The 23,544-nt window shown below is 69.9% G+C and carries 24 protein-coding genes; 9 read left to right on the forward strand and 15 right to left on the reverse strand.

Going from position 1 to position 23,544, the window contains the following annotated elements; all coding sequences use genetic code 11:
* Positions 1 to 6: 6 nt before the first annotated feature.
* Genes LOZ83_RS05180 through LOZ83_RS05190 form a run of 3 tightly spaced genes read right to left on the reverse strand, consistent with a single transcriptional unit; the run spans position 7 to position 3,163 of the window.
* Complete coding sequence (locus tag LOZ83_RS05180; RefSeq protein WP_236789021.1) at positions 7 to 1,491, reverse strand: precorrin-2 C(20)-methyltransferase; 1,485 nt, start codon at positions 1,489 to 1,491, stop codon at positions 7 to 9.
* Positions 1,488 to 2,111, reverse strand: a complete 624-nt coding sequence (locus tag LOZ83_RS05185) for a precorrin-8X methylmutase (protein ID WP_236789022.1) — start codon at positions 2,109 to 2,111, stop codon at positions 1,488 to 1,490. Before LOZ83_RS05185 ends, LOZ83_RS05180 begins: the two co-directional genes overlap by 4 nt.
* Positions 2,108 to 3,163 carry a precorrin-3B synthase gene (locus tag LOZ83_RS05190; RefSeq protein ID WP_236789023.1) on the reverse strand — a complete coding sequence of 352 codons (1,056 nt, stop codon included), beginning with the start codon at positions 3,161 to 3,163 and terminating at the stop codon, positions 2,108 to 2,110. The genes LOZ83_RS05185 and LOZ83_RS05190 overlap by 4 nt, the downstream gene beginning before the upstream one ends.
* 118 nt (positions 3,164 to 3,281) lie before the next feature.
* Between LOZ83_RS05190 and LOZ83_RS05195 the strand changes: the two genes are divergently transcribed.
* From LOZ83_RS05195 to cobN, 4 genes are read left to right on the forward strand one after another with little or no spacing between them, the layout of a single operon-like run.
* Positions 3,282 to 4,205, forward strand: coding sequence for an ABC transporter ATP-binding protein (locus tag LOZ83_RS05195; RefSeq protein WP_374202623.1), 924 nt, complete (start codon positions 3,282 to 3,284; stop codon positions 4,203 to 4,205).
* A complete protein-coding gene (locus LOZ83_RS05200; protein ID WP_236789024.1) occupies positions 4,202 to 5,053 on the forward strand; it encodes an ABC transporter permease in 852 nt (283 codons plus the stop codon). The genes LOZ83_RS05195 and LOZ83_RS05200 overlap by 4 nt, the downstream gene beginning before the upstream one ends.
* Positions 5,050 to 5,289 carry a helix-turn-helix transcriptional regulator gene (locus LOZ83_RS05205; RefSeq protein ID WP_236789025.1) on the forward strand — a complete coding sequence of 80 codons (240 nt, stop codon included), beginning with the start codon at positions 5,050 to 5,052 and terminating at the stop codon, positions 5,287 to 5,289. Before LOZ83_RS05200 ends, LOZ83_RS05205 begins: the two co-directional genes overlap by 4 nt.
* A gap of 57 nt (positions 5,290 to 5,346) precedes the next feature.
* Positions 5,347 to 8,886 carry a cobaltochelatase subunit CobN gene (gene cobN / locus LOZ83_RS05210; protein WP_236789026.1) on the forward strand — a complete coding sequence of 1,180 codons (3,540 nt, stop codon included), beginning with the start codon at positions 5,347 to 5,349 and terminating at the stop codon, positions 8,884 to 8,886.
* On the opposite strand, the gene LOZ83_RS05215 is transcribed toward cobN, so the two are convergent.
* From LOZ83_RS05215 to LOZ83_RS05240, 6 genes are all read right to left on the reverse strand, one after another.
* Positions 8,883 to 9,257 (reverse strand): VOC family protein, encoded by a 375-nt coding sequence (locus tag LOZ83_RS05215; RefSeq protein ID WP_236789027.1) that lies wholly within the window; start codon positions 9,255 to 9,257, stop codon positions 8,883 to 8,885. The genes cobN and LOZ83_RS05215 overlap by 4 nt on opposite strands.
* A gap of 18 nt (positions 9,258 to 9,275) precedes the next feature.
* Positions 9,276 to 10,622, reverse strand: coding sequence for a HAMP domain-containing sensor histidine kinase (locus LOZ83_RS05220; protein WP_236789028.1), 1,347 nt, complete (start codon positions 10,620 to 10,622; stop codon positions 9,276 to 9,278).
* Positions 10,619 to 11,287 (reverse strand): response regulator, encoded by a 669-nt coding sequence (locus LOZ83_RS05225; RefSeq protein WP_236789029.1) that lies wholly within the window; start codon positions 11,285 to 11,287, stop codon positions 10,619 to 10,621. Before LOZ83_RS05225 ends, LOZ83_RS05220 begins: the two co-directional genes overlap by 4 nt.
* Before the next feature lie 13 nt (positions 11,288 to 11,300).
* A complete protein-coding gene (locus LOZ83_RS05230; RefSeq protein WP_236789030.1) occupies positions 11,301 to 11,489 on the reverse strand; it encodes a hypothetical protein in 189 nt (62 codons plus the stop codon).
* The gene (locus tag LOZ83_RS05235; RefSeq protein ID WP_236789031.1) at positions 11,486 to 11,887 is read right to left on the reverse strand and encodes a hypothetical protein; all 402 of its coding nucleotides are present in this window, start codon (positions 11,885 to 11,887) and stop codon (positions 11,486 to 11,488) included. Before LOZ83_RS05235 ends, LOZ83_RS05230 begins: the two co-directional genes overlap by 4 nt.
* Before the next feature lie 360 nt (positions 11,888 to 12,247).
* Positions 12,248 to 13,003, reverse strand: a complete 756-nt coding sequence (locus LOZ83_RS05240) for an alpha/beta fold hydrolase (protein ID WP_236789032.1) — start codon at positions 13,001 to 13,003, stop codon at positions 12,248 to 12,250.
* 76 nt (positions 13,004 to 13,079) lie between these two features.
* On the opposite strand from LOZ83_RS05240, the gene LOZ83_RS05245 reads away from it, so the two are divergent.
* A complete protein-coding gene (locus LOZ83_RS05245) occupies positions 13,080 to 13,577 on the forward strand; it encodes a pyridoxamine 5'-phosphate oxidase family protein (RefSeq protein ID WP_236789033.1) in 498 nt (165 codons plus the stop codon).
* A gap of 3 nt (positions 13,578 to 13,580) precedes the next feature.
* Here the strand turns inward: LOZ83_RS05245 and LOZ83_RS05250 are convergent, their stop codons facing one another.
* Positions 13,581 to 14,222, reverse strand: a complete 642-nt coding sequence (locus LOZ83_RS05250) for an FMN-dependent NADH-azoreductase (RefSeq protein WP_236789034.1) — start codon at positions 14,220 to 14,222, stop codon at positions 13,581 to 13,583.
* A gap of 83 nt (positions 14,223 to 14,305) precedes the next feature.
* Between LOZ83_RS05250 and LOZ83_RS05255 the strand changes: the two genes are divergently transcribed.
* On the forward strand, positions 14,306 to 14,770 hold the full coding sequence (locus tag LOZ83_RS05255) for a MarR family winged helix-turn-helix transcriptional regulator (RefSeq protein ID WP_236789035.1): 465 nt from the start codon (positions 14,306 to 14,308) through the stop codon (positions 14,768 to 14,770).
* On the opposite strand, the gene LOZ83_RS05260 is transcribed toward LOZ83_RS05255, so the two are convergent.
* Entirely contained in the window at positions 14,767 to 15,006 is a 240-nt protein-coding gene (locus tag LOZ83_RS05260; protein ID WP_236789036.1) for a hypothetical protein, read from the reverse strand. The two genes, LOZ83_RS05255 and LOZ83_RS05260, sit on opposite strands and share 4 nt — an antisense overlap.
* Before the next feature lie 166 nt (positions 15,007 to 15,172).
* On the opposite strand from LOZ83_RS05260, the gene LOZ83_RS05265 reads away from it, so the two are divergent.
* The 3 genes from LOZ83_RS05265 (at position 15,173) to LOZ83_RS05275 (ending at position 19,290) form a co-directional block, all read left to right on the forward strand.
* Entirely contained in the window at positions 15,173 to 17,536 is a 2,364-nt protein-coding gene (locus LOZ83_RS05265) for a Tex family protein (protein WP_236789451.1), read from the forward strand.
* 106 nt (positions 17,537 to 17,642) lie between these two features.
* Positions 17,643 to 18,065 (forward strand): DUF6401 family natural product biosynthesis protein, encoded by a 423-nt coding sequence (locus LOZ83_RS05270; protein WP_236789037.1) that lies wholly within the window; start codon positions 17,643 to 17,645, stop codon positions 18,063 to 18,065.
* Between the two features lie 607 nt (positions 18,066 to 18,672).
* Entirely contained in the window at positions 18,673 to 19,290 is a 618-nt protein-coding gene (locus tag LOZ83_RS05275; RefSeq protein ID WP_236789038.1) for an NAD(P)H-binding protein, read from the forward strand.
* A 204-nt stretch (positions 19,291 to 19,494) separates the two neighbouring features.
* On the opposite strand, the gene LOZ83_RS05280 is transcribed toward LOZ83_RS05275, so the two are convergent.
* The 4 genes from LOZ83_RS05280 to LOZ83_RS05295 are packed head-to-tail and all read right to left on the reverse strand — an operon-like array spanning position 19,495 to position 23,544.
* A complete protein-coding gene (locus LOZ83_RS05280; protein ID WP_236789039.1) occupies positions 19,495 to 20,601 on the reverse strand; it encodes a flotillin family protein in 1,107 nt (368 codons plus the stop codon).
* A gap of 34 nt (positions 20,602 to 20,635) precedes the next feature.
* Complete coding sequence (locus LOZ83_RS05285) at positions 20,636 to 20,863, reverse strand: NfeD family protein (RefSeq protein ID WP_236789040.1); 228 nt, start codon at positions 20,861 to 20,863, stop codon at positions 20,636 to 20,638.
* Positions 20,864 to 20,911: 48 nt separating this feature from the next.
* The gene (locus LOZ83_RS05290) at positions 20,912 to 22,291 is read right to left on the reverse strand and encodes a M20 family metallopeptidase (protein ID WP_236789041.1); all 1,380 of its coding nucleotides are present in this window, start codon (positions 22,289 to 22,291) and stop codon (positions 20,912 to 20,914) included.
* Complete coding sequence (locus LOZ83_RS05295; protein WP_236789042.1) at positions 22,288 to 23,544, reverse strand: aspartate aminotransferase family protein; 1,257 nt, start codon at positions 23,542 to 23,544, stop codon at positions 22,288 to 22,290. Before LOZ83_RS05295 ends, LOZ83_RS05290 begins: the two co-directional genes overlap by 4 nt.

Below are 23,544 nucleotides of genomic sequence, written 5' to 3' on the forward strand. Positions count from 1 at the left end.
GCGGCGCTAGTAGGTGCGGGGGGTCCAGACCTGACCGTTGGTGACCTTGGTCCGCGACGATCCGATGATCAGCAGGCAGCGCATGTCTACTGTGGACGGATCAAGGTCACCGAGGGTCGTGATGCGCACGTCCTCTTCCGGGCCGCCGACGTCACGTGCGATCACCACCGGGGTCTCGGTGGTGCGGTGACGCATGAGGACTTCCCGCGCCTGCGCCAACTGTGTGGTCCGCGAACGAGAAGCCGGATTGTAGATCGCGATCACGAGGTCCGCGGCACCAGCCGCGTCCAGGCGTTTTTCGATGACGTCCCAAGGCTTCAGCCTGTCCGACAAGGAAAGTACGCAGTAGTCGTGTCCGAGCGGTGCGCCGGCCCGCGACGCGGCAGCTTGCGCGGCCGTGACACCGGGGAGCACCCGCACCGTAACCGGATCGTCCTGCAGCGCAGCCTGTTCCAGCACAGCCGAAGCCATCGCGAAAACACCCGGGTCGCCCGAAGAAACGACCGCCACCCGGCCACCGGACCGCGCGAGAGAAAGCGCTTCCCGGGCACGGTCGGCCTCGACGCGATTGCCGGACGCGTGCCGCCGCTGCCCTGACCGCTGCGGCACTTTCGCCAAGTACGGCCCATATCCGACGAGATGATCGGCCGCTTCCAAGGTCTCCGCGGCTTCCGGGGTGAGCCACTGTGGACCGGCCGGGCCGAGGCCGACGACCACGACCTCGCCCCCAACTGCCGGCTCCGCGGCCACGGAAGTACCGGATTTCCTTGCCGCATAAGCAGGACTGGGCACGAGCGCCAGCGAAAAGTACGGCACCGACTCGGGATCGACGTCGGCGAACGGCTCGACCCGTTGCGCCTGCCACGTCGCGCGCTCCACGTAGTAGGCGTCGTCCAGCCGGCCCGACTCCGCGAGCGCGTCGCGCACCGAAGCGAACGTGCGCCCCAGCTTCAGCACCGCCGCCGACTCGGTGTCGGCCAAGCGCCGCGCCAACTCCGGCGCGGGAAGTGTGCCCGGCAGCACGGTGAGAACCTCGTCCCGTTGCACCAAAGGGCGCCCCAGCACGGAAGAGGCCGCGCTGACCGAAGTCACACCCGGCACCGCCTCGGCCTCGTACCGGTCACAAAGCCGTTCGTGCATGTACATGTACGAGCCGTAGAAGAACGGATCGCCCTCACACAGGACGACCACATCGCGCCCGGCGTCGAGATGCTCGGCGAGCCGTTTCGCGCTCAGCTCGTAGAATTCCGCGATCGCGCCCTCGTAGCCACCGGGATGATCGGTGGTCTCCGTGGTCACCGGGTAGACCAGCCGCTCCTCGATCTGCCCCTCCCGGAGGTAGGGCTCGGCGACCGACCGCGCGATGCTCCTGCCGTGCCGCGCGCTGTGGTAGGCGATCACCTGTGCGTCGCCGATCAGCCGCGCCGCCTTGACCGTCAGCAGTTCGGGGTCGCCGGGGCCGAGGCCGACACCCCAGAGTTTGCCGGTCATTCGGCCTCGCTCGCGAGGGCGTTCACCGCGGCGACGGCCATCGCGCTGCCGCCGCGCCGGCCGTGCACCACGAGGTACGGCGCCGGTGCCCGCTTCGCCAGTTCCACTTTGGACTCGGCGGCGCCGACGAAACCCACCGGCACACCGATGATCGCCGCGGGCACCCCCGCGCCGTCCTCCAGCATCTCCAGCAAGCGGAACAGCGCGGTGGGCGCGTTGCCGATCGCGACCACGGAACCGGCCAGCCGGTCCCGCCAGAGTTCGAGCGCGGCCGCGGACCGCGTCGTGCCCAGGCGTTCGGCGAGGCCGGGGACCCGCGGGTCGGACAGGGTGCACACGACGTCGTTGTCCGCCGGCAACCGGCGGCGGGTGATGCCACTGGCGATCATGTTCGCGTCACACAGCACGGGCGCACCGGCCCGCAAGGCGGCGCGCGCCGACTCGGCGACCTCCAGTGAGTAGGCGAGATCGTCGATCAGGTCGACCATGCCGCAGGAGTGGATCATGCGCACCGCGACGGGTTCGAGGTCCTCCGGCAGGATCGCGACATCGGCCTCGTCGCGGATCGTGGCGAACGAGTGACGGTAGATTTCCGCCCCGTCCTTCAGATAGTCGATCACCGGTTTCCCTTCTGTCCCAACACATCCACCACCGCTTCGGCGGGTACCCAGGTCCCATCGACCAAGTAGCCCCCATCGGCTGCCACGACATCCACCGCGCCGCGTGGCTTACCGCACCGCCGCTCACATCCGGAAAAGTGCGCTCGCGCTGTCACGCGCCGGGCGTCGGCCCGCACGTCCGCGCGTGACTTCGCGCAGCCGGGGCGCCCGATGCAGGCGGTGACCTCAGTGTCGTTCGACAACGCCAGCAGGTCCGCGCGGAATTCGGGCACTACGATGCTGCGCCACGGCGTTACCACCACGTCGCAGCGGAACGACCGCAACTGCGCGGCGGTGAGCTGTCCGAACAGCGGTGCCACACACATCCCGCGCCCGCCGTCGTCCCTCGCGAACGGGCCTACGGGGACCGGCCTCGCCGGCCGCGTCTCGCCGGAGAACCCGGGAAGCTCCCGCATCCGCCACGCACTGCCGCGAATTTCCAGGAACCGCAACGCTTCCCGCACGAGCGCCCGCGCCGCCTCGCCGACGGGCACCCTCGGACCGGCCTCGCCCGCGCGCAGCACCACGCCGGTCCGGGAGTCGAGCGCCTGCCAGCACAGGTCGGCGTCCTCGGCCGCGACGTCGCCGCGACCGTCGTCGAGCGCGAAAAGGAACCGCCCGGGCAGCTCGGCCAGCTCGGGTTCGGCGCACACCGCGGCGTCGAGTTCCGCGACGAGCGGGCGCACGTCGACGGCTCCCCCGGCGAGCCCGGACAGCGGTGACGCGAGGAAGTTCCGGACGCGTTCGTGCGAGGGTGCGGGCAGTAACCCGGCGTCGGACAGGCGGCCCACCAACTCGCCCGTGTCCCGGGAAAGCCCGCGCAGCTGCACGTTCCCGCGCGATGTCAGGTGCACCGACCCGTCGCCGAGATCGTCCGCGCAGCCGGCCAGCACGTCCAGCTGCGCCGCGGTGACCCGGCCGCCGGGCAACCGGACCCTGGCCAGCGCCCCGTCCGCGGCGTCGTGCGTCGCGAAGACACCGGGGCAGGCGTCGGGGCGGGCACGGACGGACATGGCCCAACTGTAAACGCCGGTGCACAGCTCACCCGCGCGCAGCTCATGGACCAGATGTAGTACCTCTGCTACATTTCACCGCAGGGTCTCTACATTGGGGAGAACAACTATGACAACCATGAGCGGGGCACGGGGGGTCGTGCACCCGGTCAGATCCGCCGTCGAGGGCGCCGCTCTCGACGTGCGTGACCTGCGAATGCGGTACGGCACCACCGATGTGCTGAAGGGGGTGGACTTCACCGCCCAGCGCGGTGAAGTCCTGGCACTGCTGGGGCCGAACGGTGCGGGCAAGACGACGACGATCGAGATTCTCGAGGGGTTCCGGATGCGCTCGGCGGGGGACGTCCGGGTGCTGGGGATCGATCCGGCGCGCGGGGACGAGACGTGGCGCGCGCGGCTCGGCGTCGTCTTGCAGTCCTGGCGCGACCACGCGAAATGGCGCGTTCGCGAGCTGCTCCAGCACCTCGGCTCGTACTACCGCGACTACTCGACCGAACACATCCGGCGGCCGTGGGACGTGGACGAGCTCATCGACACCGTCGGGCTGCGGGAGCACGCGCAGAAGCGCGCCGGATCCCTCTCGGGCGGGCAGCGGCGCCGGCTCGACGTCGCGATCGGCATCGTCGGCCGGCCGGAACTGCTGTTCCTCGACGAGCCGACCGCCGGGTTCGACCCGTCGGCCCGCCGCGAGTTCCACGAACTCGTGCACCGGCTCTCGGACGACGACACCACGATCTTGCTCACCACGCATGACCTGGACGAGGCCGAGAAGCTCGCCGACCGGATCCTCATCCTCGCCAACGGTTCCATCATCGCCAACGGGTCGGCGGACGAGCTGTCACGTCAGATGGCGACCGAGGCCGAGGTCAAGTGGACCCGCGACGGCCAGCGGTTCGTGCATTCGACCATGGCAGCGACCAAGTTCGTGCACGAGCTGTTCCTGCAGTACGGCGACGAGATCGGGGACCTGGAGGTTCGCCGGGCGAGCCTGGAGGACACCTACATGGCGATGGTCCGCGACTTCGAGAGGGGCGAGCGATGAGTGCTCTCGTCAGTGCCGGGCGGATCGGCCTCGCTCGCGGCCGGATCGAGCTGCGGCAGACGTTCACCAACACCCAGGACCTGTGGTCCTACCTGTTCCCGACGATCGTGGTCATCGTGGTGATGCTGTTCATGCGCGACTCGAAGGTGCCGGGCGTGAACTTCTCGCTCGGCTCGCTCACGCTGCCCAGCGTGATCGGCATGAGCATCGCGTTCGGTGGCCTGGTCAACCTGGCACAGCAGCTGGTCACCGAGCGCGAGGACGGCACGCTGCTGCGCGCCAAGGCGATCCCGAACGGGATGCTCGGCTACCTGATCGGCAAGATCGTGCAGTCCGCCGGGATGGTGCTGATCGGCGTCGTGCTGACGCTGGTCCCCGGCATCTTCCTGTTCCAGGGCCTCGACCTCGGGCTCGGCTCGTGGCTGTCCCTGATCGGCATCGTGGCGCTGGGCCTGGTCGCGACCATGCCGCTCGGCGCCGTCATCGGCTCGCTGATCGGCAGCCCGCGCAGCATGGGCCTGGTGATGATGCCGATCATGGGCACGGTGGGCATTTCCGGGATCTTCTACCCGATCACCAGCCTGCCCAGCTGGCTGCAGGGCATCGCCCAGATGTTCCCGATCTACTGGACCGGCCTCGGCACCCGCGCCGCGCTGCTGCCGGGCTCGCTCGCCGTGGTCGAGCTCGGCCATTCGTGGCGGCATCTGGAGACCGTGGGCGTGCTGGCCGCGTGGGCGGTGGCCGGGCTGATCCTGGCGCCGATCGTGCTGCGTAGGATGGCGCGACGTGAGTCCGGTTCGGCCGTGGCGGCTCGCCGGGAGAAGGCACTGCAGCGTGTACCACGATGAGTAGTAGTGAGACGATCTACAACCGGATCGCGATGCTGCGCGCGGAACGGGGCATCTCGCGGCGCGAGCTGGCCGACGCGCTCGGCGTGCACTACCAGACGATCGGTTATCTCGAACGCGGCGAGTACAGCCCGAGCCTCTACCTGGCGCTGAAGCTCGCGCGGCACTTCGAGGTCGGCGTGGAGGTGATTTTCTCCACTGAGCCGTTCCCGCGGCTGGGTGAGCGATCTGCTTGACGCGGGGCCTCCCGCCCCCGGAAGGTGAAGGGGCGAGAACCACCAGGGAGGCCCCGCGTGATCCTGTTACTGTCCACTTCGGACACCGACCTGCTGAGCGCGCGTGCGTGCGCGGCCGGGTACCGGCTGGCGAACCCGGCACGGCTCGACCTCGGCGAGCTGCCCGCGCTGCTCGACGGGGTGCGGATCGTGGTGGTGCGCATCCTCGGCTCGGCGCGGACCTGGCAGCAGGGCCTTGACACGGTGCGCGCGAGCGGCGCGCACGTGGTGGTGCTCGGCGGTGAGCAGACGCCGGACGCGGAGCTGATGGAGCTGTCCACGGTGCCGGCGGGCATCGCGACCGAGTCGCACGCGTACCTGGCGCAGGGCGGCCCGGAGAATCTCACCCAGTTGCACCGGTTCCTCTCCGACACGCTGCTGCTGACCGGCGATGGGTTCGAGCCGCCCGCGCCGCAGCCGATGTGGGGTGTGCCCGATCGGGCGCCCCGCCGCAATGAGGGGCCGGTCGTCGCGATCCTGTACTACCGGGCACATCAGCTGTCCGGCAACACGGCGTTCGTCGAGGCGCTGGCCCGCGCGGTCGAGGATGCCGGTGGGCAGGCCCTGCCGATCCACTGCGCGTCGCTGCGCACGCGCGAGCCGGAGATGATGGCCGAGCTGGGCAAGGCCGACGCGCTGCTGGTCACCGTGCTCGCCGCGGGCGGCACCAGGCCGTCGGCGGTCGGCGCCGGTGGTGACGACGAGGCCTGGGACGTCGCGGAGATGGCCGCCCTGGACATCCCGATCCTGCAGGCGCTCTGCCTGACGAGCGACCACGAGACGTGGGCGGCGAGCGACGAAGGACTGTCCCCTTTGGACGCCGGGAACCAGATGGCGGTCCCCGAGTTCGACGGCCGGATCATCACGGTTCCCTTCTCCTTCAAGGAACTCGACGAGGACGGGCTGCCGCGTTACGTGCCCGACGCCGAGCGTGCGTCCCGGGTCGCGCGGATCGCGCTGGCGCACGCGCGGCTGCGCCACACCCCGCCGCCGCAGCGGCGGATCGCGCTGATGCTGTCCGCGTACCCGACGAAGCATTCGCGCGTCGGCAACGCCGTCGGCCTCGACACGCCCGCGTCCGCGGTGAAGTTGTTGCGCCGCATGATCTCCGAGGGCTACGACCTCGGCGACCCGTTCCCCGGTGTCGAATCCGGGGACGGCGACGAGCTGATCCACGCGTTGATCGCGGCGGGCGGGCAGGATCCCGAGTGGCTCACCGAGGAACAGTTGGCGGGCAACCCGATCCGGGTCCCCGCGGCGCGCTACCGCGAGTGGTTCGCCGCGCTGCCCGAGGATCTGCGCGCCGAGATGGAGCAACACTGGGGTCCGCCACCGGGCGAGTTGTACGTGGACGACGGTGACATCGTGCTGGCGTCGCTGCGGGCGGGCAACGTGGTGCTGATGATCCAGCCGCCGCGCGGGTTCGGCGAGAACCCGGTCGCCATCTACCACAACCCGGACCTGCCGCCGAGCCACCACTACCTCGCCGCGTACCGCTGGCTGGAGGAGGAGTTCGGCGCGCACGCGATCGTCCACTTGGGAAAGCACGGTTCGCTGGAATGGTTGCCGGGCAAGACCGCCGGCCTGTCCGCGTCGTGCGCACCGGACGCGGTGCTGGGCAACCTGCCGCTGATCTACCCGTTCCTGATCAACGATCCCGGCGAGGGCGCGCAGGCGAAACGCCGGGCGCACGCGACGATCATCGACCATCTCATCCCGCCGATGGCGCGCGCCGAAAGCTACGGCGACCTCGCGCGCCTCGAACAACTGATGGACGAGCACGCGAACATCGCGGCGATGGACCCGGCGAAGCTGCCCGCGATCCGCGCCCAGATCTGGACACTCATCCAGGCCGCGAAGCTCGACCACGACCTGGGGGTGGCGGAACGGCCGCACGACGCGGAATTCGACGACTTCCTGCTGCACATCGACGGCTGGCTGTGTGAGGTCAAGGACGCGCAGATCCGCGACGGGTTGCACATCCTCGGCGAGGCGCCGGTCGGCGAAGCGCGCGTGAACCTTGTGCTGGCGATGCTGCGCGCGCAGCAGATGTGGGGTGGCCAGGCGGGCGCGGTCCCCGGCCTGCGTTCCGCGCTGGGCCTCAAGGAAGACGCGCCACTGTCCGATGTGGACTCCGTCGAGCAGACCGCTCGCGCTCTTGTCGAGGCCATGGAAGCCGCCGACTGGTCGGTGGACGCCATCACCGCCGAGGAGCCGGTCGCCTCGGTGCTGCGGTTCGCCGCGACGGAGATCGTGCCGCGGCTGGCGGGCACCAGCGGGGAGATCGACGCGATCCTGCACGCCCTGGACGGCGGGTACATCCCGGCCGGGCCGAGCGGTTCTCCCTTGCGGGGCTTGGTGAATGTGCTGCCGACCGGCCGCAACTTCTACACCGTCGACCCGAAGGCGATCCCGAGCCGTCTGGCCTGGGAAACCGGTCAGGCGTTGGCGGACTCGCTGCTTCGCCGCTACCGCGAGGACACCGGAGACTGGCCACAGTCCGTCGGCCTGTCCGTCTGGGGCACGTCGGCGATGCGCACTTCGGGCGACGACGCCGCGGAAGTCCTTGCGCTGCTTGGAGTGCAGCCGGTCTGGGACGAGGCGTCCCGGCGCGTAACTGGCCTTGAGCCGATCCCGCTGGCCGAGCTGGGCCGTCCGCGGATCGACGTGACGGTACGGATCTCCGGCTTCTTCCGGGACGCGTTCCCGCACGTGATCGACCTGCTCGACGACGCGGTCGGGCTGGTGTCGCGTTTGGACGAACCGGTCACGGAGAACTACGTCCGCGCGCATTATCTGTCCGATCTGGACACTCATGGCGACGAACGTCGTGCCACCACCAGGATCTTCGGCTCGAAGCCTGGCGCTTACGGAGCGGGCCTGCTGCCGCTGATGGACTCCGGCAACTGGCGCGACGACGCCGACCTGGCCGAGGTGTATGCGACGTGGGGCGGCTACGCCTACGGCCGCGAGCTCGACGGCAAACCCGCCCGCGAGGACATGGAAAGCTCGTACCGCCGGATCGTCGTCGCGGCGAAGAACACCGACACCCGCGAGCACGACATCGCCGACTCCGACGACTATTTCCAGTACCACGGCGGCATGATCGCGTTCACCAGGGCGCTGACCGGCGAGGCCCCGGCGTCCTATATCGGCGACTCGACCAGCCCGGACGTCGTGCGCACGCGCTCGCTGCACGAGGAGACCGCGCGTGTGTTCCGCGCCCGCGTGGTCAACCCGCGCTGGCTGGCCGCGATGCGCAAACACGGCTACAAGGGCGCCTTCGAACTCGCCGCGACCGTCGACTACCTGTTCGGCTTCGACGCGACGGCCGGCGTGGTGGACGACTGGATGTACGAAAAGCTGTCCGAGTCGTACGTGCTGGACAAGCAGAACCAGGAGTTCCTCGCGAAGTCGAACCCGTGGGCGCTGCGCGGCATCATCGAGCGGCTGACCGAAGCGGCGGACCGCGGCCTCTGGGCCGAGCCGGACCCTGACTTGCTGGACCAGCTGCGGGACGTCTACCTCCGCACCGAGGGCGATCTCGAAGGCGACTAGGTCCGGATCCACAGGCAGAACGGGTGCCCGGCCGGATCAAGGTAGACGCGGGTATCGTCCTGCGGCTGGAACTCCGCCTTGGTGGCACCCGCCGCCTCGACCATCGCCGACGCGGCGTCCAGGTCGCCGACCTCGAAGTCCAGGTGGAGCTGCATCTGCTGGTCGTCGCGCCGCGAAGGCCAGACGGGCGGCACGTGGTCCGGTTCGAGTTGGAACGACAGGCCCGCGCCGCCGGTCTCGGGGCGCAGCGCCACCCACGTCGGGTCCGCGCTGGTGACCGGCCAGCCGAGGAACGCCCGGTAGAACTCGGCCAGCCCGCGCGGGTCCGGCGTGCCCAGCACGGTGGAGGTCAAGGTGAACGGCGTGGTCACGCGATGAATCGTAAGCAGTCACCGCGACAGCGGCAGCGCGATGGTGAAGGCCGCACCGCCCTCGGGCGCCGGGCCGGCGGAGATCGTGCCGCCCATTCGGGTCACGAGGCCGTGCGCCAGGGCCAGGCCGATGCCGGAACCGACCGGGCGGCGGCCGCGGTACTTGGCGTTGAGCGCGCCCCGTTCGAAGGCCAGCGCGTAGTCCTCCGGCGCCAGGCCCGGCCCGCCGTCACGCACCTGCAGCACGCCGGATGCGTTGAGCGACAAGGTAAGCAGCGGTGCGACGCGCAGTGCGTTCTCCGCCAGGCCATCGAGCACCTGCCGCAGCCGCCGGGCGTCGACGACCGCGAACACCGGGTGCGGCGGGATTTCCAGCCGGAACGCCACCCCGGCCCGCTCGCACCGCACCCGCCACACGTCCGCGCACCGCGCCACCGTCTCGGTCAGGTCGACCTGCGCGAGATCGAGGTGGAACTCGTCCGCGCCCAGCCGCGCCAGATCGAGGAGATCGCTCACCAGCCGTTCCAGCCGCTGCGATTCACGCTGGATCGTCTGGCCCGCGTGCCGCGCCTCCTCCCCCGACACGACACCGTCCGCCAGCGACTCGGCGAACCCGTGCACCGCGGTCAACGGTGTGCGCAGCTCGTGCGAGACCGACAGCAGGAACTCGCGCTGCCGTGACTCACTTTGTTGCAGCGCCGCGGAAAGCTCGTTGACCGCGGTCGCCACCTCGGCGACCTCGACCGGCCCCTCGACCGGCGCCCGCAGATCCCGCCGCCCCTGCCGCATCGTCGTCGCGACGGCCGCTGTCCGGCGCAGCGGGCGCGCCAGGAGCCGTCCCAGGCCCAGCCCCGCGATCGCGGCGACGAGCAGCCCCGCGCCGAGCGCGAACAGGATGTTGCGCACCAACGCGCGTTGCGTCGCCCGGCCCATCTGCACGGGTTCCACGAGCGCGAACCCGGAACCCGCGGAGACTCCGCGTGCCTCGACAAGATATTCCTGCCCGCCGACGGTCCGGCTCGCCGAGATCGCTTGCCCCGCACCGATTGCGGTCAACCCGGCCTCGTTGGCGGCGCGGACCGCGACCGGATCACCGATCTCCGCGCGCGGCCGCGCCACCACGACGGAAATCCCTTGCCCCCGAACCACATCGGCGACCTTGGTGAGCCCGAGCCGCGAGCCGAGGCCGGTCTCGTCGACCTGGCTGGCGACCACATCCGCCTGTGCCGCAAGGGAGTTCCGCAACACGTCCGTCCCGGTCCGGCGCACCAGGCCGGCCGCGACCAGGCCCGCGACGAGAACCGCGATGCCGGCGACCGCGAGACACACCACGGTGATCCGGAAGGCCAGCGAACGGCGCATCATGCGCCGTCCGCCGCGTACCCGACCCCGCGTACTGTCCTAATCGGACTCTCATCACCCAGTTTCGACCGCAGCTGCGCGATGTGCACGTCGACCGTCCGGGTGCCGGCGGACGCCGAGTAACCCCACACCGTGCTGAGCAGCTGCCCGCGCTCGAACACCCGGCCCGGCTGCCGCAGCAGCTGCGCGAGCAGCTCGAACTCGGTCGAGGTCAGCGCGACCTCCCGGTCCGCGGCCCAGGCCCGCCGCTGCGTGACGTCGAGCCGGATCTGCCCGACGGTCAGCACCTCAGCCGGGGCGGCGGCACCCCGGCGGAGCACCGTCCGGACCCGCGCGGCCAGCTCGCGCGGGCTGAACGGTTTCGTCACGTAGTCGTCCGCGCCCAGTTCGAGCCCGAGCAGCCGGTCGACCTCGTCGTCGCGCGCGGTCACGAACAGCACCGGTGTCCAGTCACCGGCCGCGCGCATGGTCCGGCAGACCTCCACACCGTCCTTACCGGACAGTCCGATGTCGAGCACCACGGCCACCGGGCGGAGCCGCCGCACGGCGGCCAGCGCGGCGTCCCCATCGGACTCCAGGTGCACGCCGAACCCGTCCCGCCGCAGGTAGAGCGCGATGAGCTCGGCGATCGCGGTCTCGTCTTCGACGACGAGAACGAGACCTTTCATGGCTCTCCCGGGCTCACGGCGAGCCGTCGCCCGCCATCTCCGAATCGATCGCGTCCAGCGTAGTCTGGATCTGGTTCAGTTCGTCCTGTGCCTGTTGCGGGGCGGGCGGCGTGCTCGACGCCTGACCGCCGTGGCAGCCCGCGCAGCCCAGCGTCACGGCGAACAGCGCCATCCCGGTCACGATCGCCTTGCGCATGTTCATTTCGCCACGCAGTGCGTGTTCTTGAAGTTCGTCAGCCGTTCCTGAACGGCCTTGAGGTCGTCAGCCCGCTTGGCGCGCCGGTCGGCCCGCGCCACGAGCTGGTCGGCGATCTTGGTGTGCCCGTCGGCGCGCTGCTTGTCGGCGCGGGCCCGCAGCCACGCCACGGACCCCTTGGTGTTGGCGTCGCCGTTGATCCGCGCGGCGAGCTTGTCGCGCCGGTCGATCATCTTCGGCAGCCGGTCGGCGCACAGCTGCTGGGACTCCTCGGGGCTCAGCGTGACCTGGCCGTAGCTGGGCGGCGGCGGGGTCGTGGTCTGGGCCGACGCGGCGGGGACGCCGATGGCGAGTGCCGCGACGGCGCTGCCTCCGATGATCGCCGCCCGAACAGAACTACGCATGTTTCCTCCTTGGTCGGTACTGCGCTGACTCTGGAGGACGAGCATTCGAGGAAAGTGGACGCTTTGTTCGGGGTTTGTAAGAGTGCGCGCCGGGGCGCAGATACGGTCCTTGCCCGAAGGCCAGGTGGTCGTTCGGCTCGCGGGCGGCGAGTTCCTGGGCGCAGCCGAACATGTCGGCGAGCATCGGAGGCGAGCGCGGGCTGACCAGCTTGCCGTCAGTGCCGTGGACGACCTCGGCGTGCTCCGGGTCGGCCTAGCGTTCGAGCCGCCGCGTGGTGAACACGGCCGAGACGATCCGCCGGAGCCGGTTGTGCTCCGGCGGGTCTAACGAGTGCGCCGACCTCCGGCGTCCGCAACGCGTCAGTGCTCGTCGAGGAACACTTCGATCGCGTTGGCGAGCGTCACCGGCACCTCGTCGGCGGGGTAGTGGCCCGCGTCGGGCAGCACCTCGAGTTCGAGGTTCGGGTACCACTGGGCGAACGTGGTGAGCATGGTCTGCTCGCCCAGGGCGGGATCGTGCTCGCCGACGAACACCTTGATCGGCACCTCGGCCCCGGCGATCCGGTCGTGGAAGTCGGTGTGCGCCCAGGCTTCCAGGTACCCGGCGAAGGCATCCTTGTCGGAATTCTCCTCGGAGAACAGCACCATCCCGTCGAGCCACGCGGCGGGAAGCCGGTGGCCCGTGGAGAAGTCGATGATCGCCCGGCGGTTCGCGGAGTCCTCGGCCGCGCTCGTGAACACCTGCCAGGTGTCGTCGTCGAACGGCATGCCGTTCGCGGGCACCGGCGCGACACCGACCAGGGCACGGACCTTGTCGGGCGCATCGGCGTAGATCCACTGCATGACGCTGGCGCCCATCGAGTGGCCGACGAGGGAGAACCGGCTCACGCCCAGCTCAGCGGCGAGCGCGAGCACGTCGGACGCCGCTTCGGCGAGGGTGTGCTCGCCGGATTCTCCTTTGCGGGCGCCATATCCGCGATAGTTGGGGAAGATGTAGGTGTAGCGCTCGGTGTCCAGATGCGGGATCAGGTTGCCCCAGGCGTCCGCGGACGCGAACCACCCGTGCAGCACGAAAACGTTGTGCTCGCCGTTGCCGATGCGCCGGTGACCGGTCACTGCCCCTCCTCGCCGGGTGTGCGGTCGAGCTTGGCACACCGCGACGAGTTTCGCGTCGCGTGCGAGTCTGACCGGTATGGAAACCCGACTGGACTCCCGTTACAGCGCACCGGATGCGGCCGCGATCGCCTGGCCGGAGGCGGCAAAGGTGCTTGCCGAGGCGGAGGTGTCGTGGCTGTCCACCGTCCGCCCCGACGGCCGCCCGCATGTCACGTCGCTCATCACGGTGTGGCTCGACGACGCGGCATACTTCGGCACCGGCGCCGGCGAGCGCAAGGCGCGCAACCTCGCCGCAAATCCGCACGTGACCCTGACGACCGGCAACAACCGGCTGCACGACGGGCTCGACGTGGTGATCGAAGGCGATGCCACCCGGGTGCGCGACGCGGCGAAACTACGACGCGTCGCCGAGGCGTACGAAGCGAAGTACGGCGCCGAGTGGCGCTTCACCGTGAACGAGAACGGCACCTTCAGCAATGACATGGGCGGCGAGGCACTGGTGTACGAGATCGCCCCGGTGACCGTTTTCGGCTTCGGCAAAGGCTTGTACAGCCAGACCCGCTGGCGTTTCTGAGGCTCACGCCATCGCGGGCGCCCACAGCTCGTCGATCTCGCGCTCCGCCGCCGCGCGGCTCTGCTCGGCCAGCGGCACCAGGTCCGCCATCGCGGGGTTCGTCGCGGCCAGCGTCAGCTCCGCCGTGATGAACCGCGGCTCCAGACCGGTCAGCGACAGCCCGTGCGGCAGCCACGGCTCGGCATGGTCCCAGCCCGCACGCGGGGTGCCCTCGCCGTACCCGCCGCCACGCGCCGCGAGCACCACGAACTGGCGGCCGCCCAGCAGGCCGGTGCCGGCCTCCGGGTCGAAGGCCAGGCCAGGGACGATCAGATGGTCGACCCACGACTTGACGCTGCTCGGCGGGCCGTAGTTGTACAGCGGCAGCCCCAGCAGGAGCGCGTCCGCCCGCTTGATGTCGTTGACCAGCTCCTGGCTGAGCGCGAACGACTCCGCCTGCTCGGGCGTGTGGTCCGACGACGCCACCATGCGCGCGAGCCCGCTCGCCGTGTCGAAATGCGGCAAGGGCTCGGCGCCGAAGTCGCGGTAGGTGACCGTGCCGTCGGGGTGCGCCGCCTGCCAGACCTTGGCCGCTCGCGCGGTGAGCTGCCGGGTCACCGACCTCTCCCCCTGGATACTCGTGTCGATGTGCAGCAGATGGGCCATATCGATGATCCTTCACAGATAGTTTGTGTGAGACAAGCTATTGATACCATATCGACCGCTGATTTGGCCCGTAGACTGTGGTCATGGCCTCTTTGCCGGTCGTCAACCAGCCGCCGCACCGGTGCGGCGCGCTGCTCCAACGCCTCACACGGGCGATCCAGCTGCGCTCGGAATCCGTGCTGACGCCGATGGGCCTGCGGCCGCGGCATCTCGTGATGCTCACCGTGCTGCGTGACACCGGGGGCTGTGGCCAGCAGTCGCTCGCGAAGATGCTGGAGATGGACGGCACGAACATCGTCGGCCTGCTCAACGAGCTGGAGGCCGAGGACCTGGTCGAACGGCGCCGCTCACCGGAGGACCGGCGCCGGCACGTCGTGGAGCTCACCGACGCCGGCCGCGCGAAGCTCGCGAAGGCCGAGTTCGCCCTGGCCGCGGTCGAAGACGAGGTGTTCGCCAAGCTCGACGACGATCAGCGCGAGCAGCTGTACACCCTGCTCCAGCAGGTCACCGGCGGCCCCCTGAACTGGGCCGACGCGGCGAAGTGCTAGCAGTCGGGCAGCTCCTGCTGCTGCCACAACAGCGCGCGGTGTAACGCCTGGATCAGGCGCTCGTCGTCCTCCTCGGTCGGGTGTTCGCCGAACGGCACCCAGCGCTCCCAGGCCTGTTGTCCGTCTTCGAACCCGGTGAGCAGGATTCCGGGGTAGGAAAGGGAAATCTCCCTGCCCCCGGCGTCGACGGTCACCTGCCGCAGCTGTACCGCGACGTGTACCGCCCGTTCGGACATGGCGCACCTACCGAAGGGTCTTGCGGGCGATCTATACCCGACAGTCGCGCGGCACGGGCCTTTGGTTACTGGGCGGCCCCCTCGCTCTGGGCGGGCCTGTGCGGGCACAATGCCTCGGGTGCCGGTGGACCCCACCGGACTTTCGACGAGGGAGTGGATCAACAACGTGACAGGCAGCTCGAGCAGCGCCGTGCAGTCGGTCGAGCGCAGGATCGCCGAGGAGCTCGGTGTGCGCGACGGACAGGTCAAAGCGGCCGTCGACCTCCTCGACGGCGGCTCGACGGTGCCGTTCATCGCGCGGTACCGCAAGGAAGTCACCGGCATGCTCGACGACGCCCAGCTGCGCACGCTCGAAGAGCGGCTGCGGTACCTGCGGGAGCTCGACGAGCGGCGCGAAGCCGTGCTCGACTCGATCCGTACCCAGGGCAAGCTGACGCCCGAGCTGGAGGAGCAGATCCAGCTCGCCGAGACGAAGGCGCGCCTGGAGGACATCTACCTGCCGTACAAGCCGAAGCGGCGCACGAAGGCGCAGATCGCGCGCGAGGCGGGCCTCGAACCGCTGGCCGACGGCCTCCTGGACGACCCGTCGACCGATCCGCAGGCCGCCGCCGCGGTGTTCGTCGACGCCGAGAAGGGCGTGGCCGACGCGCAGGCAGCGCTGGACGGCGCGCGGGCGATCCTGGTCGAGCGGTTCGGCGAGGACGCGGACCTGCTCGGCGAGCTGCGCGAGAAGATGTGGGGGCAGGGCCGGCTCGGCTCGAAGGTACGTCCCGGCAAGGAAACCGACGGCGCGAAGTTCTCGGACTACTTCGACTTCTCCGAGCCGTTCACGAAGATGCCGTCGCACCGCGTGCTGGCGATGTTCCGCGGTGAGAAGGAAGAGGTCCTCGACCTCACCCTGGAGTCGGAGGAGCCGAGCGAAGAGCCGCGCACCGGGCCGGGCGAGTACGAGCAGCGGATCGCGCAGCGCTTCGGCGTCGCCGACCAGGGCCGTCCGGCCGACAAGTGGCTGATGGACACGGTCCGCTGGGCCTGGCGCACGAAGATCCTGCTGCACCTGGGCATCGACCTGCGGTTGCGGCTGCGTCAGGCGGCCGAGGACGACGCCGTCCGGGTGTTCGCGGCCAACCTGCGTGACCTGCTGCTGGCCGCGCCGGCCGGCACCCGCGCGACGATGGGTCTCGACCCGGGTTTCCGCACCGGGGTGAAGGTGGCCGTTGTGGACGCGACCGGCAAGGTCGTCGCGACGCACACCATCTACCCGCACCAGCCCGCCAACAAGTGGGACGAGTCGATCGCGATCCTCGCGAAGCTCGCCGGCGAGCACAAGGTCGACCTGATCGCGATCGGCAACGGCACCGCTTCCCGGGAGACCGACAAGCTGGCGCTCGAGCTGATCAAGAAACACCCGGACCTGAAGCTCACCAAAGCGGTCGTGTCGGAGGCCGGGGCGTCGGTGTACTCGGCGTCGGCGTTCGCTTCGCAGGAGCTGCCCGGCATGGACGTTTCCCTGCGCGGCGCGGTTTCCATCGCGCGCCGCCTGCAGGATCCGCTGGCCGAGCTGGTGAAGATCGACCCGAAGTCGATCGGGGTCGGGCAGTACCAGCACGACGTGTCCGAGGTTTCGCTGTCGCGCTCGCTCGACGCGGTGGTCGAGGACTGCGTGAACGCCGTCGGGGTGGACGTGAACACCGCGTCCGCGCCGCTGTTGACCCGCGTTTCGGGCATCACGTCTTCGCTCGCGGAGAACATCGTGAGCCACCGCGACACCAACGGCCCGTTCACCTCGCGCGAGGTGCTCAAGCAGGTGCCGCGGCTGGGCCCGAAGGCGTTCGAGCAGTGCGCGGGCTTCCTGCGCATCCGCGGCGGGGACGACCCGCTGGACTTCTCCAGCGTGCACCCCGAGTCCTATCCGGTGGTGCGGCGAATCCTGTCCACCACGGGCAAGGAGCTGCCCGAGCTGATCGGCAACGAGCGGGTGCTGAAGTCCGTGCGGCCCGAGCAGTTCGTGGACGACACCGTCGGCCTGCCGACGGTCACGGACATCCTGTCGGAGCTGGAAAAGCCGGGCCGTGACCCGCGTCCGGCGTTCAAGACCGCGACGTTCGCCGAGGGTGTGGAGAAGCTCGCGGACCTCAAGCCGGGCATGCGGCTGGAAGGCGTCGTGACGAACGTGGCGGCGTTCGGCGCGTTCATCGACATCGGCGTGCACCAGGACGGGCTCGCGCACGTCTCGGCGCTGTCGAAGAACTTCGTGAAGGATCCACGGGATGTGGTGAAACCCGGCGATATCGTCAAGGTGAAGGTGCTCGACGTCGACATCCCACGGAAGCGAATTTCGCTGACCCTGCGTCTCGACGACGAGCCCGGCGGCGGTCCGAAGCAGCCGCGGGAGAAGAACGAACGCCAAGGACAGCAAGGGCAGGGCCAGCGCAAGGGCGGCGGGCAGTCGCGCAACCGCCGGGACTCGGGCAACGCCGCCGGTGGCGCGCTCGCCGACGCACTACGCCGAGCCGGTTACGGCCGCTGATCGCGGTCACCCTGTGTCAACGGGCTGCTGAGTGTTACAGGCCATTCCGGCGAAACACCCGACCTCCGGGTGGCGTAACGGCGTTCATCGGCTCATCATCAGAGGCATGGGCTGGGCCGACACTCTGGCGGACCGATCCGCCCGGCGATGGTTCGAGACAATCGCCGGGCGGATCGAGCCTGGGTGGTCCGCACTCTCCGCCGATCCGGCGTTGTGGTCGCGGTACGAGCACCATCTGGCCGCGGTGACCGATGCGGTGCACGTCGAGGGTCAGCTGGTGGGCCGGCAGGAGCCGGTGAGCGACCTGGTGCTGATCGCGTCACACGCCCATGACGTCTGGACCGCGGCGGAGAAGGAAGGCTGGACCCCGCCCAGCGACGCCGCGCGCTGGGCGCCGTCGGAGTGGACCGGCCTGCGCCTGCTGGCGTGCTTTCGGCTCGCCGCGGCGGAACCACACGGCCCGAAGCTGAGCCGCGAGGCCGCCCTCCTGCGCCGCACCACAGCGGAACCCCGCAAACGCGTCCGCTGACCCCGGCGTGTTGGCCGCCCGCGTCGGTGAGTTGGCCGCCCGCGTCGGTGAGTTGGCCGCCCACGTCGGTGAGTTGGCCGCCCACGTCGGCGTGTTGGCCGCCCACGTCGGCGTGTTGGCCGCCCGCGTCGGTGAGTTGGCCGCTCACGTCGGTGAACCGGACTCCGCACCACGCTCCGCTGCGGCGAACACCACGACGATTGGCTGCGCACACACGAGATAGCGCTTTCAGCGGCTCGCCGGTCCGGCTGTCCGCACGGAGCTGGCGGCGGAGATCGGCGACCGGCACCGCGAAGCCCATGCGCCGCAACGACTCGCGCTGCTGCACCAGACCCACCGGAACCTCGCCGCGGCCCGCGAGGAACTCGACCACTCGACCGCGATCTTCGACGAGCTGGGCGGCGACCGTGTGTCGGCTACGCGGCTGCTGCTGTGAATTCGCTTTCGGTGCACCAGCGCGGCCACGACCGCCGGTCCGAAGCGGAGGCCGCGAAACCGCGCGCTCGGCGCGCCAGGCGGCCTGATGAGCATGCCGGGCACCGGAACCATTGACCCAGAAGTTGATCACGACCATTCTGTGTCAACAAGGCGAGTCGGGGAGGCACCGATGAGCAGCTTCGTGGTGGTGGGCGGCACCGGGCGGACGGGACGCCGGGTCGTCGACCGGCTCACCGATGGTGGGCACAATGTCGTGGTGGCGAGCCGGGACGGGACGGCGAAACTGGATCTCGCCGCGCCCGATCCGGCGGTGTTCGCGGGCGCCGAGGGCGTCGTGATCTGCGTCGAGCCGCCGAAGGGCGCGGAGACGGTGATGCACGAGGGCGTCGCGGAAATCGCGGCCATCGCCGCCCGGGAGGACATCCCCGTGGTGCTGGTTTCGCAGATCTACGTGACCAGGCCCGCCGAGCATCCCGAGATGTCTACCCGCATCGAGGCGCGGGCGCGCGGTGAACAGTCCTTGCGGGACAGCGGCGCGCAGTACACCATCATCCGGCCGAGCTGGCTGCACGACCTCGCGTCCGACGGCATCCGCATCGAGCAGGGCGACACCGGCGAGGGCCGGGTCAGCCGGGACGCGGTGGCCGCGGCCGCCGTCGCCGCGTTGTTCGACCCGTCCGCGTCCGGCAAGACTTTCGAGCTGTACGACGACCCGGACTCCACGGAACCGGACTGGGCCACGGTTTTCGCCGCGCTCAGCCCGGATCCCGAAGCCGCGAACGCCTAGCTCGCCACCGAAAACGCCGTGTCGCGGTGTGCGTCGTGCTCGGCCAGCCGCGCGACGAGCGAGGCCCGCACGTCGCGGTAGGCGTCCGGGCCAAGCGGCAACCCGCTGCGTCGGCGAGTTTGCCCGTCACGTCGGTGAGTTTGCCTCGCATGCGGCCAACTCACCGACGCGGGCGGCAAACACGCCGGGTGGCGTGCGCGGGGCTCAGCGGCTGCCGTCCCGTTCGGTCAGTTCCGGCGTGGATGGCTTGTCGGACAAGCCTTTCTTCACCGAGTCGAGGATCGCCAGGCCCTGACCGACCAGTCCGGAAGCCAGCTCGCCCAGACCATCGGCACCGTTGAGGATGTTGACGTTCGCGCCCGCGAGCCCGCCCGCCGCCTCCTTCACGATCTGCGGCAGCTGGTCGATGAGCATCCGGTCGAGCGCGACCCGGTTGTGCGACGCGGCCGCCTCGGCCTGGATGCGCATCTTCTCCGCCTCCGCCTGCGCCAGGATCCGCACCCGCTCGGCCTCCGCGTCGGCCGGCTTCACGACCTCCGCGACCAGCTGCTGCTGCCGCAGTTCCGCCTCGCGCTGCGCGAGTTCGGTCTGCATCGCGATGACCTCGCGCTGCGCCTGTGCCTGCGCGAGCGGTCCCGCCTGCGAGGCCGCGGCCTGGGCCCGGTCGACCTCCGCCTTGTACTGCGCCTGCACGACCGCGGTCTGCCGCGCGTACTCGGCCTGCCGCCGCTGCGACTCCTGCTCGGCCTCGGCCGCGGCCTGGTTCGCCTGCGCCTGCGCGATCTGCGCCTGCCGCTGGATCGCCGCGTTGTGCGGAGCGGCCATCGCCGCGATGTACCCGAGTTTCATGTCGTCGATCGACTGGATCTGCAGCGAATCCACGGTCAGGCCGATCTTCGCCATCTCGGCCTTCGACCCGTCGAGCACCTCGGTGGCGAGCTTCTGCCGTTCGGTCACGATCTCCTCGACCGTCATCGACCCGACAATGGAACGCAGGTGCCCGGCGAAAATCCGGCCGGTCAGCACCGACATCTGGTCCTGATCGGACAGAAAGCGCTGCCCGGCGTTGACGATGCTTTCCTCGTCGTTGCCGACCTTGAAGGCGATCACCGCGCGCACGTTGAGCGCGATGCCCTGTTTCGTCACGCACGCCTCGCCGACCTCGGCCTCGCACATCGCGAGCGTGAGGTACCGGACCTTCCGGAAGAACGGCAGGACGAAACTGCCGTGCCCGGTCACCACCCGGAACGGTGTCTCACCCGAGCCGCCCTTGCCGCCGGAGATGAGCATCGCCTGGTCAGGGGCGGGCACGTGATAGCCAAACATTTTCTTTGCCGTCTCCTCGTCATTGAGTGCCGGGAAGGTCCGACCAGGGCACGACGTCGACGCTGCGCGCACCACGCGATTCGACGACGAGTACCGAAGTGCCCGGCGGGAGTGGTTCCGCGGACCAAGCCAGATAGATTTCCGTGCCACCGCGAATCCGCACCCGCACCTCGCCGGGACCATCGGGGCCCCGGGTCGCGTGGACGAGTTTGCCGACCCGGCCCACGACGGAGGAATCGCCGTTCACAGCGCAAATCTACGCCCGGCGACGAGTTTTCCGCAGGAGAATCTGCTATTACGGCAAACCGGTTGATTCACCCAAATCCCAGAACAGTCCGGCCATGATTCGGAGCCCTTCACGCGCCACCGGCGCGAGAAGATGCTCGTCCGGCGCGTGCTGCGAACACGCGGGGTACGAATGCGGGAGCCAGATGGTGCACAGCCCCAGTTCTTCGGCGAACGCGTCGTTCGGGATGCTGCCGCCGAGGTTGGGCAGTACCGCCGGTTCCGCGCCCGTGGTGGTGGCGATCGACTGCCGCGCCCAGCGGACCCACGGGTCGCCGGGATCGGTGCGGGTCGGCATCATCGAGCCGCCGACCTCCACCTCGACCATCGGAAACCCTTGCCGGTCAAGGTGTTCACGCAGGATCGGGCCCACATCGTCCACTTTGGTGCCGACCACGGAGCGCAGCTGGCAGTGGGCGTGGGCCTTGCCGGGGATGGCATTGGTGGGTTTCTCCGGGTTACCCGCCGAGAACGCCAGCACCTCGACGGTATTCCAGGCCACGAGTCGTTCGGCTGCCGTTAGACCCGGTTCGCCCCAGCCGTCGTCGATCTCCGGATCGTCCGGGCCGCCGCCGACTTCGATGTCCAGCAAGGCTTTCCGCACGTTCTCCGGGATCTCTGGCGGCCGGAGACCGGGCACCAGGATCCGGCCGCGCGAGTCCACAATAGACGCGATCGCGCCGGCGAGCACGGTCGCCGGGTTCCGCAACAGGCCACCCCAGTTGCCGGAGTGATGCGCGCCTTCCCGTGCCTTGAACCGCAGGGTGAACGGCGTGGCACCACGGGAGCCGAGAAAGATCGTCGGCCGCGCGGCGGACACCCGGGGACCGTCGGACGCGATGAACACGTCCGCCGCCAGCTCGTCGCGCAGCTGCCCGCACACCTGCCGCAGGCCCGGCGAGCCCGCCTCTTCTCCCGTCTCCACCAGGAACTTCAGGTTGAACCCGAGTTTCCCGCGCACGTGCAGGACCTGGCCGAGGGCGGCGAGGTTGATCGTGTGCTGCCCCTTGTTGTCGGCCGTGCCCCGCCCGTACCAGCGGTCACCCTCGACGACGACCCGCCACGGATCGAGCCCGGACCGCCATCGCTCGGCATGCCCCCACACGACGTCGCCGTGTCCATAGCAGAGCACGGTCGGCAGCGAGTCGTCCTCGTGCCGGGCGGCGACGAGAAACGGCCAGCGGCCGGCGGGATTGTCCACGATCCTTGTCGTGCAACCGATCCGCTCGAACGACGGCGCCAGCTCATCGTCCAAATAGGACCGGAGCACGGCACCGGCGTGCTTGTTCTCGCTCTCGGTGCGAAAGCCCACCCGCCGGTTGAGATCTTCCAGGAACCGCCCGGAATCGAAGTACCCCTCGGCGGCTTCGATCGCGCCGGCCCGGCTCACAGCTTGCGGGCCAGCTCGTCCAGGCCCGCCGCGTACGCGTCGGCGATCTCCTGGATCTGCTCGGCCTGGATGGTCAGCGGCGGCGATGTCGCGAGCGCCTTGCCGAGCGGCCGCAGCAAGACCCCGTGCCGCCGGGCGAGCATTTGCAGGTCGGTCACCGCGGACGGCAGGCGCCGCAACACGTCCGGCGTCAGCTCGACCGCACCGAGCAGACCGATCCCGGCCCGGACATCCGCGACGAGCTCGTGCGACGCGAGCGGCTTGAGCGCCTCCGCCAGCTCGCTCTCCATGGTCCGGCCACGCTCGACGAGCCCGTCTTGCTCCAGCAGGTCGATGTTGACCAGACCCGCCGCGCACGCGGCCGGATGACCGGAGTACGTCGAGCCGTGCCGGAGCGCGGTGCCCGGCCGCGACCAGAACGGCTCCGCGACCCGGCCGTGCGCGACGACCCCGCCGAGCGGCAGATAGCCGCTGGTCACACCCTTGGCGAAGGTGATCAGGTCAGGTTCGGCGTCCCAGCGCTCGACACCGAACCAGGTGCCGAGCCGGCCGAACCCGCAGATCACCGCGTCCGCGATGGCGAGCACGCCGAACTCGTGGCAGACGTCGATCACACCGCGCACGTAACCCTCGGGCGGCAGCAGCAGGCCACCGGCGCCGATCACCGGCTCGAACAGGAAGGCCGCGACGTTTTCCGGCCCCACGCGCAGGATTTCGGCACGCAGCGCGTCGACCGAATCGAACGGCACACGCGACGACGACGGCAGGATCTCGCCGAATCCGGCGCGGTTGGCCTCGATCCCGGCGATGCCGGTGCCGATGCCGTTGGTGCCGTGGTAGGAGTTCTCGCGGCTGATCACGTGCACGCGGCCGGGTTCGCCCTGCGCGGCGTGATAGCGGCGGGCGATCTTGACCGCGGAGTCGATGGCCTCGCCGCCGCCGGCGGTGAAGAAGACCTTCGCGTCGGGCATCGGCGCCAGCCCGGCGACCCGTGCCGCGAGCGCGCGAGCGGGTTCGTTCGCGATGTCACCGAAGATCGAGTACCCGGCCAGCTTGCGCATCTGCTCGGCCGCGGCGTCGGCGATCTCGGTCCGGCCGTGGCCGACGTTGACGTACCAGAGGCTGGCTGTGGCATCGAGGTACCGGTTGCCATCGGTGTCGTAGACCCAGACGTCCTCACCGCGCTCGACGACGAACTCGTCCGCGCGTACGACCGCCATGTCCGAAAACGGATGCCACAGTGCTGTCTCCAT

It is taken from the genome of Amycolatopsis sp. GM8 (assembly GCF_021653975.1).
Taxonomy (GTDB): domain Bacteria; phylum Actinomycetota; class Actinomycetes; order Mycobacteriales; family Pseudonocardiaceae; genus Amycolatopsis_E.

Excerpts from the sequence above, each read along its gene's own strand:
- LOZ83_RS05250 (WP_236789034.1), bottom strand. The coding sequence starts at position 14,222 with ATGGCCCATCTGCTGCACATCGACACGAGTATCCAGGGGGAGAGGTCG.
- LOZ83_RS05190 (WP_236789023.1), bottom strand. The coding sequence starts at position 3,163 with ATGTCCGTCCGTGCCCGCCCCGACGCCTGCCCCGGTGTCTTCGCGACG.
- LOZ83_RS05245 (WP_236789033.1), top strand. The coding sequence starts at position 13,080 with ATGGAAACCCGACTGGACTCCCGTTACAGCGCACCGGATGCGGCCGCG.
- LOZ83_RS05275 (WP_236789038.1), top strand. The coding sequence starts at position 18,673 with ATGAGCAGCTTCGTGGTGGTGGGCGGCACCGGGCGGACGGGACGCCGG.
- LOZ83_RS05255 (WP_236789035.1), top strand. The coding sequence starts at position 14,306 with ATGGCCTCTTTGCCGGTCGTCAACCAGCCGCCGCACCGGTGCGGCGCG.
- LOZ83_RS05235 (WP_236789031.1), bottom strand. The coding sequence starts at position 11,887 with ATGCGTAGTTCTGTTCGGGCGGCGATCATCGGAGGCAGCGCCGTCGCG.
- LOZ83_RS05260 (WP_236789036.1), bottom strand. The coding sequence starts at position 15,006 with ATGTCCGAACGGGCGGTACACGTCGCGGTACAGCTGCGGCAGGTGACC.
- LOZ83_RS05295 (WP_236789042.1), bottom strand. The coding sequence starts at position 23,544 with ATGGAGACAGCACTGTGGCATCCGTTTTCGGACATGGCGGTCGTACGC.
- LOZ83_RS05200 (WP_236789024.1), top strand. The coding sequence starts at position 4,202 with ATGAGTGCTCTCGTCAGTGCCGGGCGGATCGGCCTCGCTCGCGGCCGG.
- LOZ83_RS05230 (WP_236789030.1), bottom strand. The coding sequence starts at position 11,489 with ATGAACATGCGCAAGGCGATCGTGACCGGGATGGCGCTGTTCGCCGTG.
- LOZ83_RS05180 (WP_236789021.1), bottom strand. The coding sequence starts at position 1,491 with ATGACCGGCAAACTCTGGGGTGTCGGCCTCGGCCCCGGCGACCCCGAA.
- LOZ83_RS05220 (WP_236789028.1), bottom strand. The coding sequence starts at position 10,622 with ATGATGCGCCGTTCGCTGGCCTTCCGGATCACCGTGGTGTGTCTCGCG.
- LOZ83_RS05205 (WP_236789025.1), top strand. The coding sequence starts at position 5,050 with ATGAGTAGTAGTGAGACGATCTACAACCGGATCGCGATGCTGCGCGCG.
- LOZ83_RS05225 (WP_236789029.1), bottom strand. The coding sequence starts at position 11,287 with ATGAAAGGTCTCGTTCTCGTCGTCGAAGACGAGACCGCGATCGCCGAG.
- LOZ83_RS05195 (WP_374202623.1), top strand. The coding sequence starts at position 3,282 with ATGAGCGGGGCACGGGGGGTCGTGCACCCGGTCAGATCCGCCGTCGAG.
- LOZ83_RS05270 (WP_236789037.1), top strand. The coding sequence starts at position 17,643 with ATGGGCTGGGCCGACACTCTGGCGGACCGATCCGCCCGGCGATGGTTC.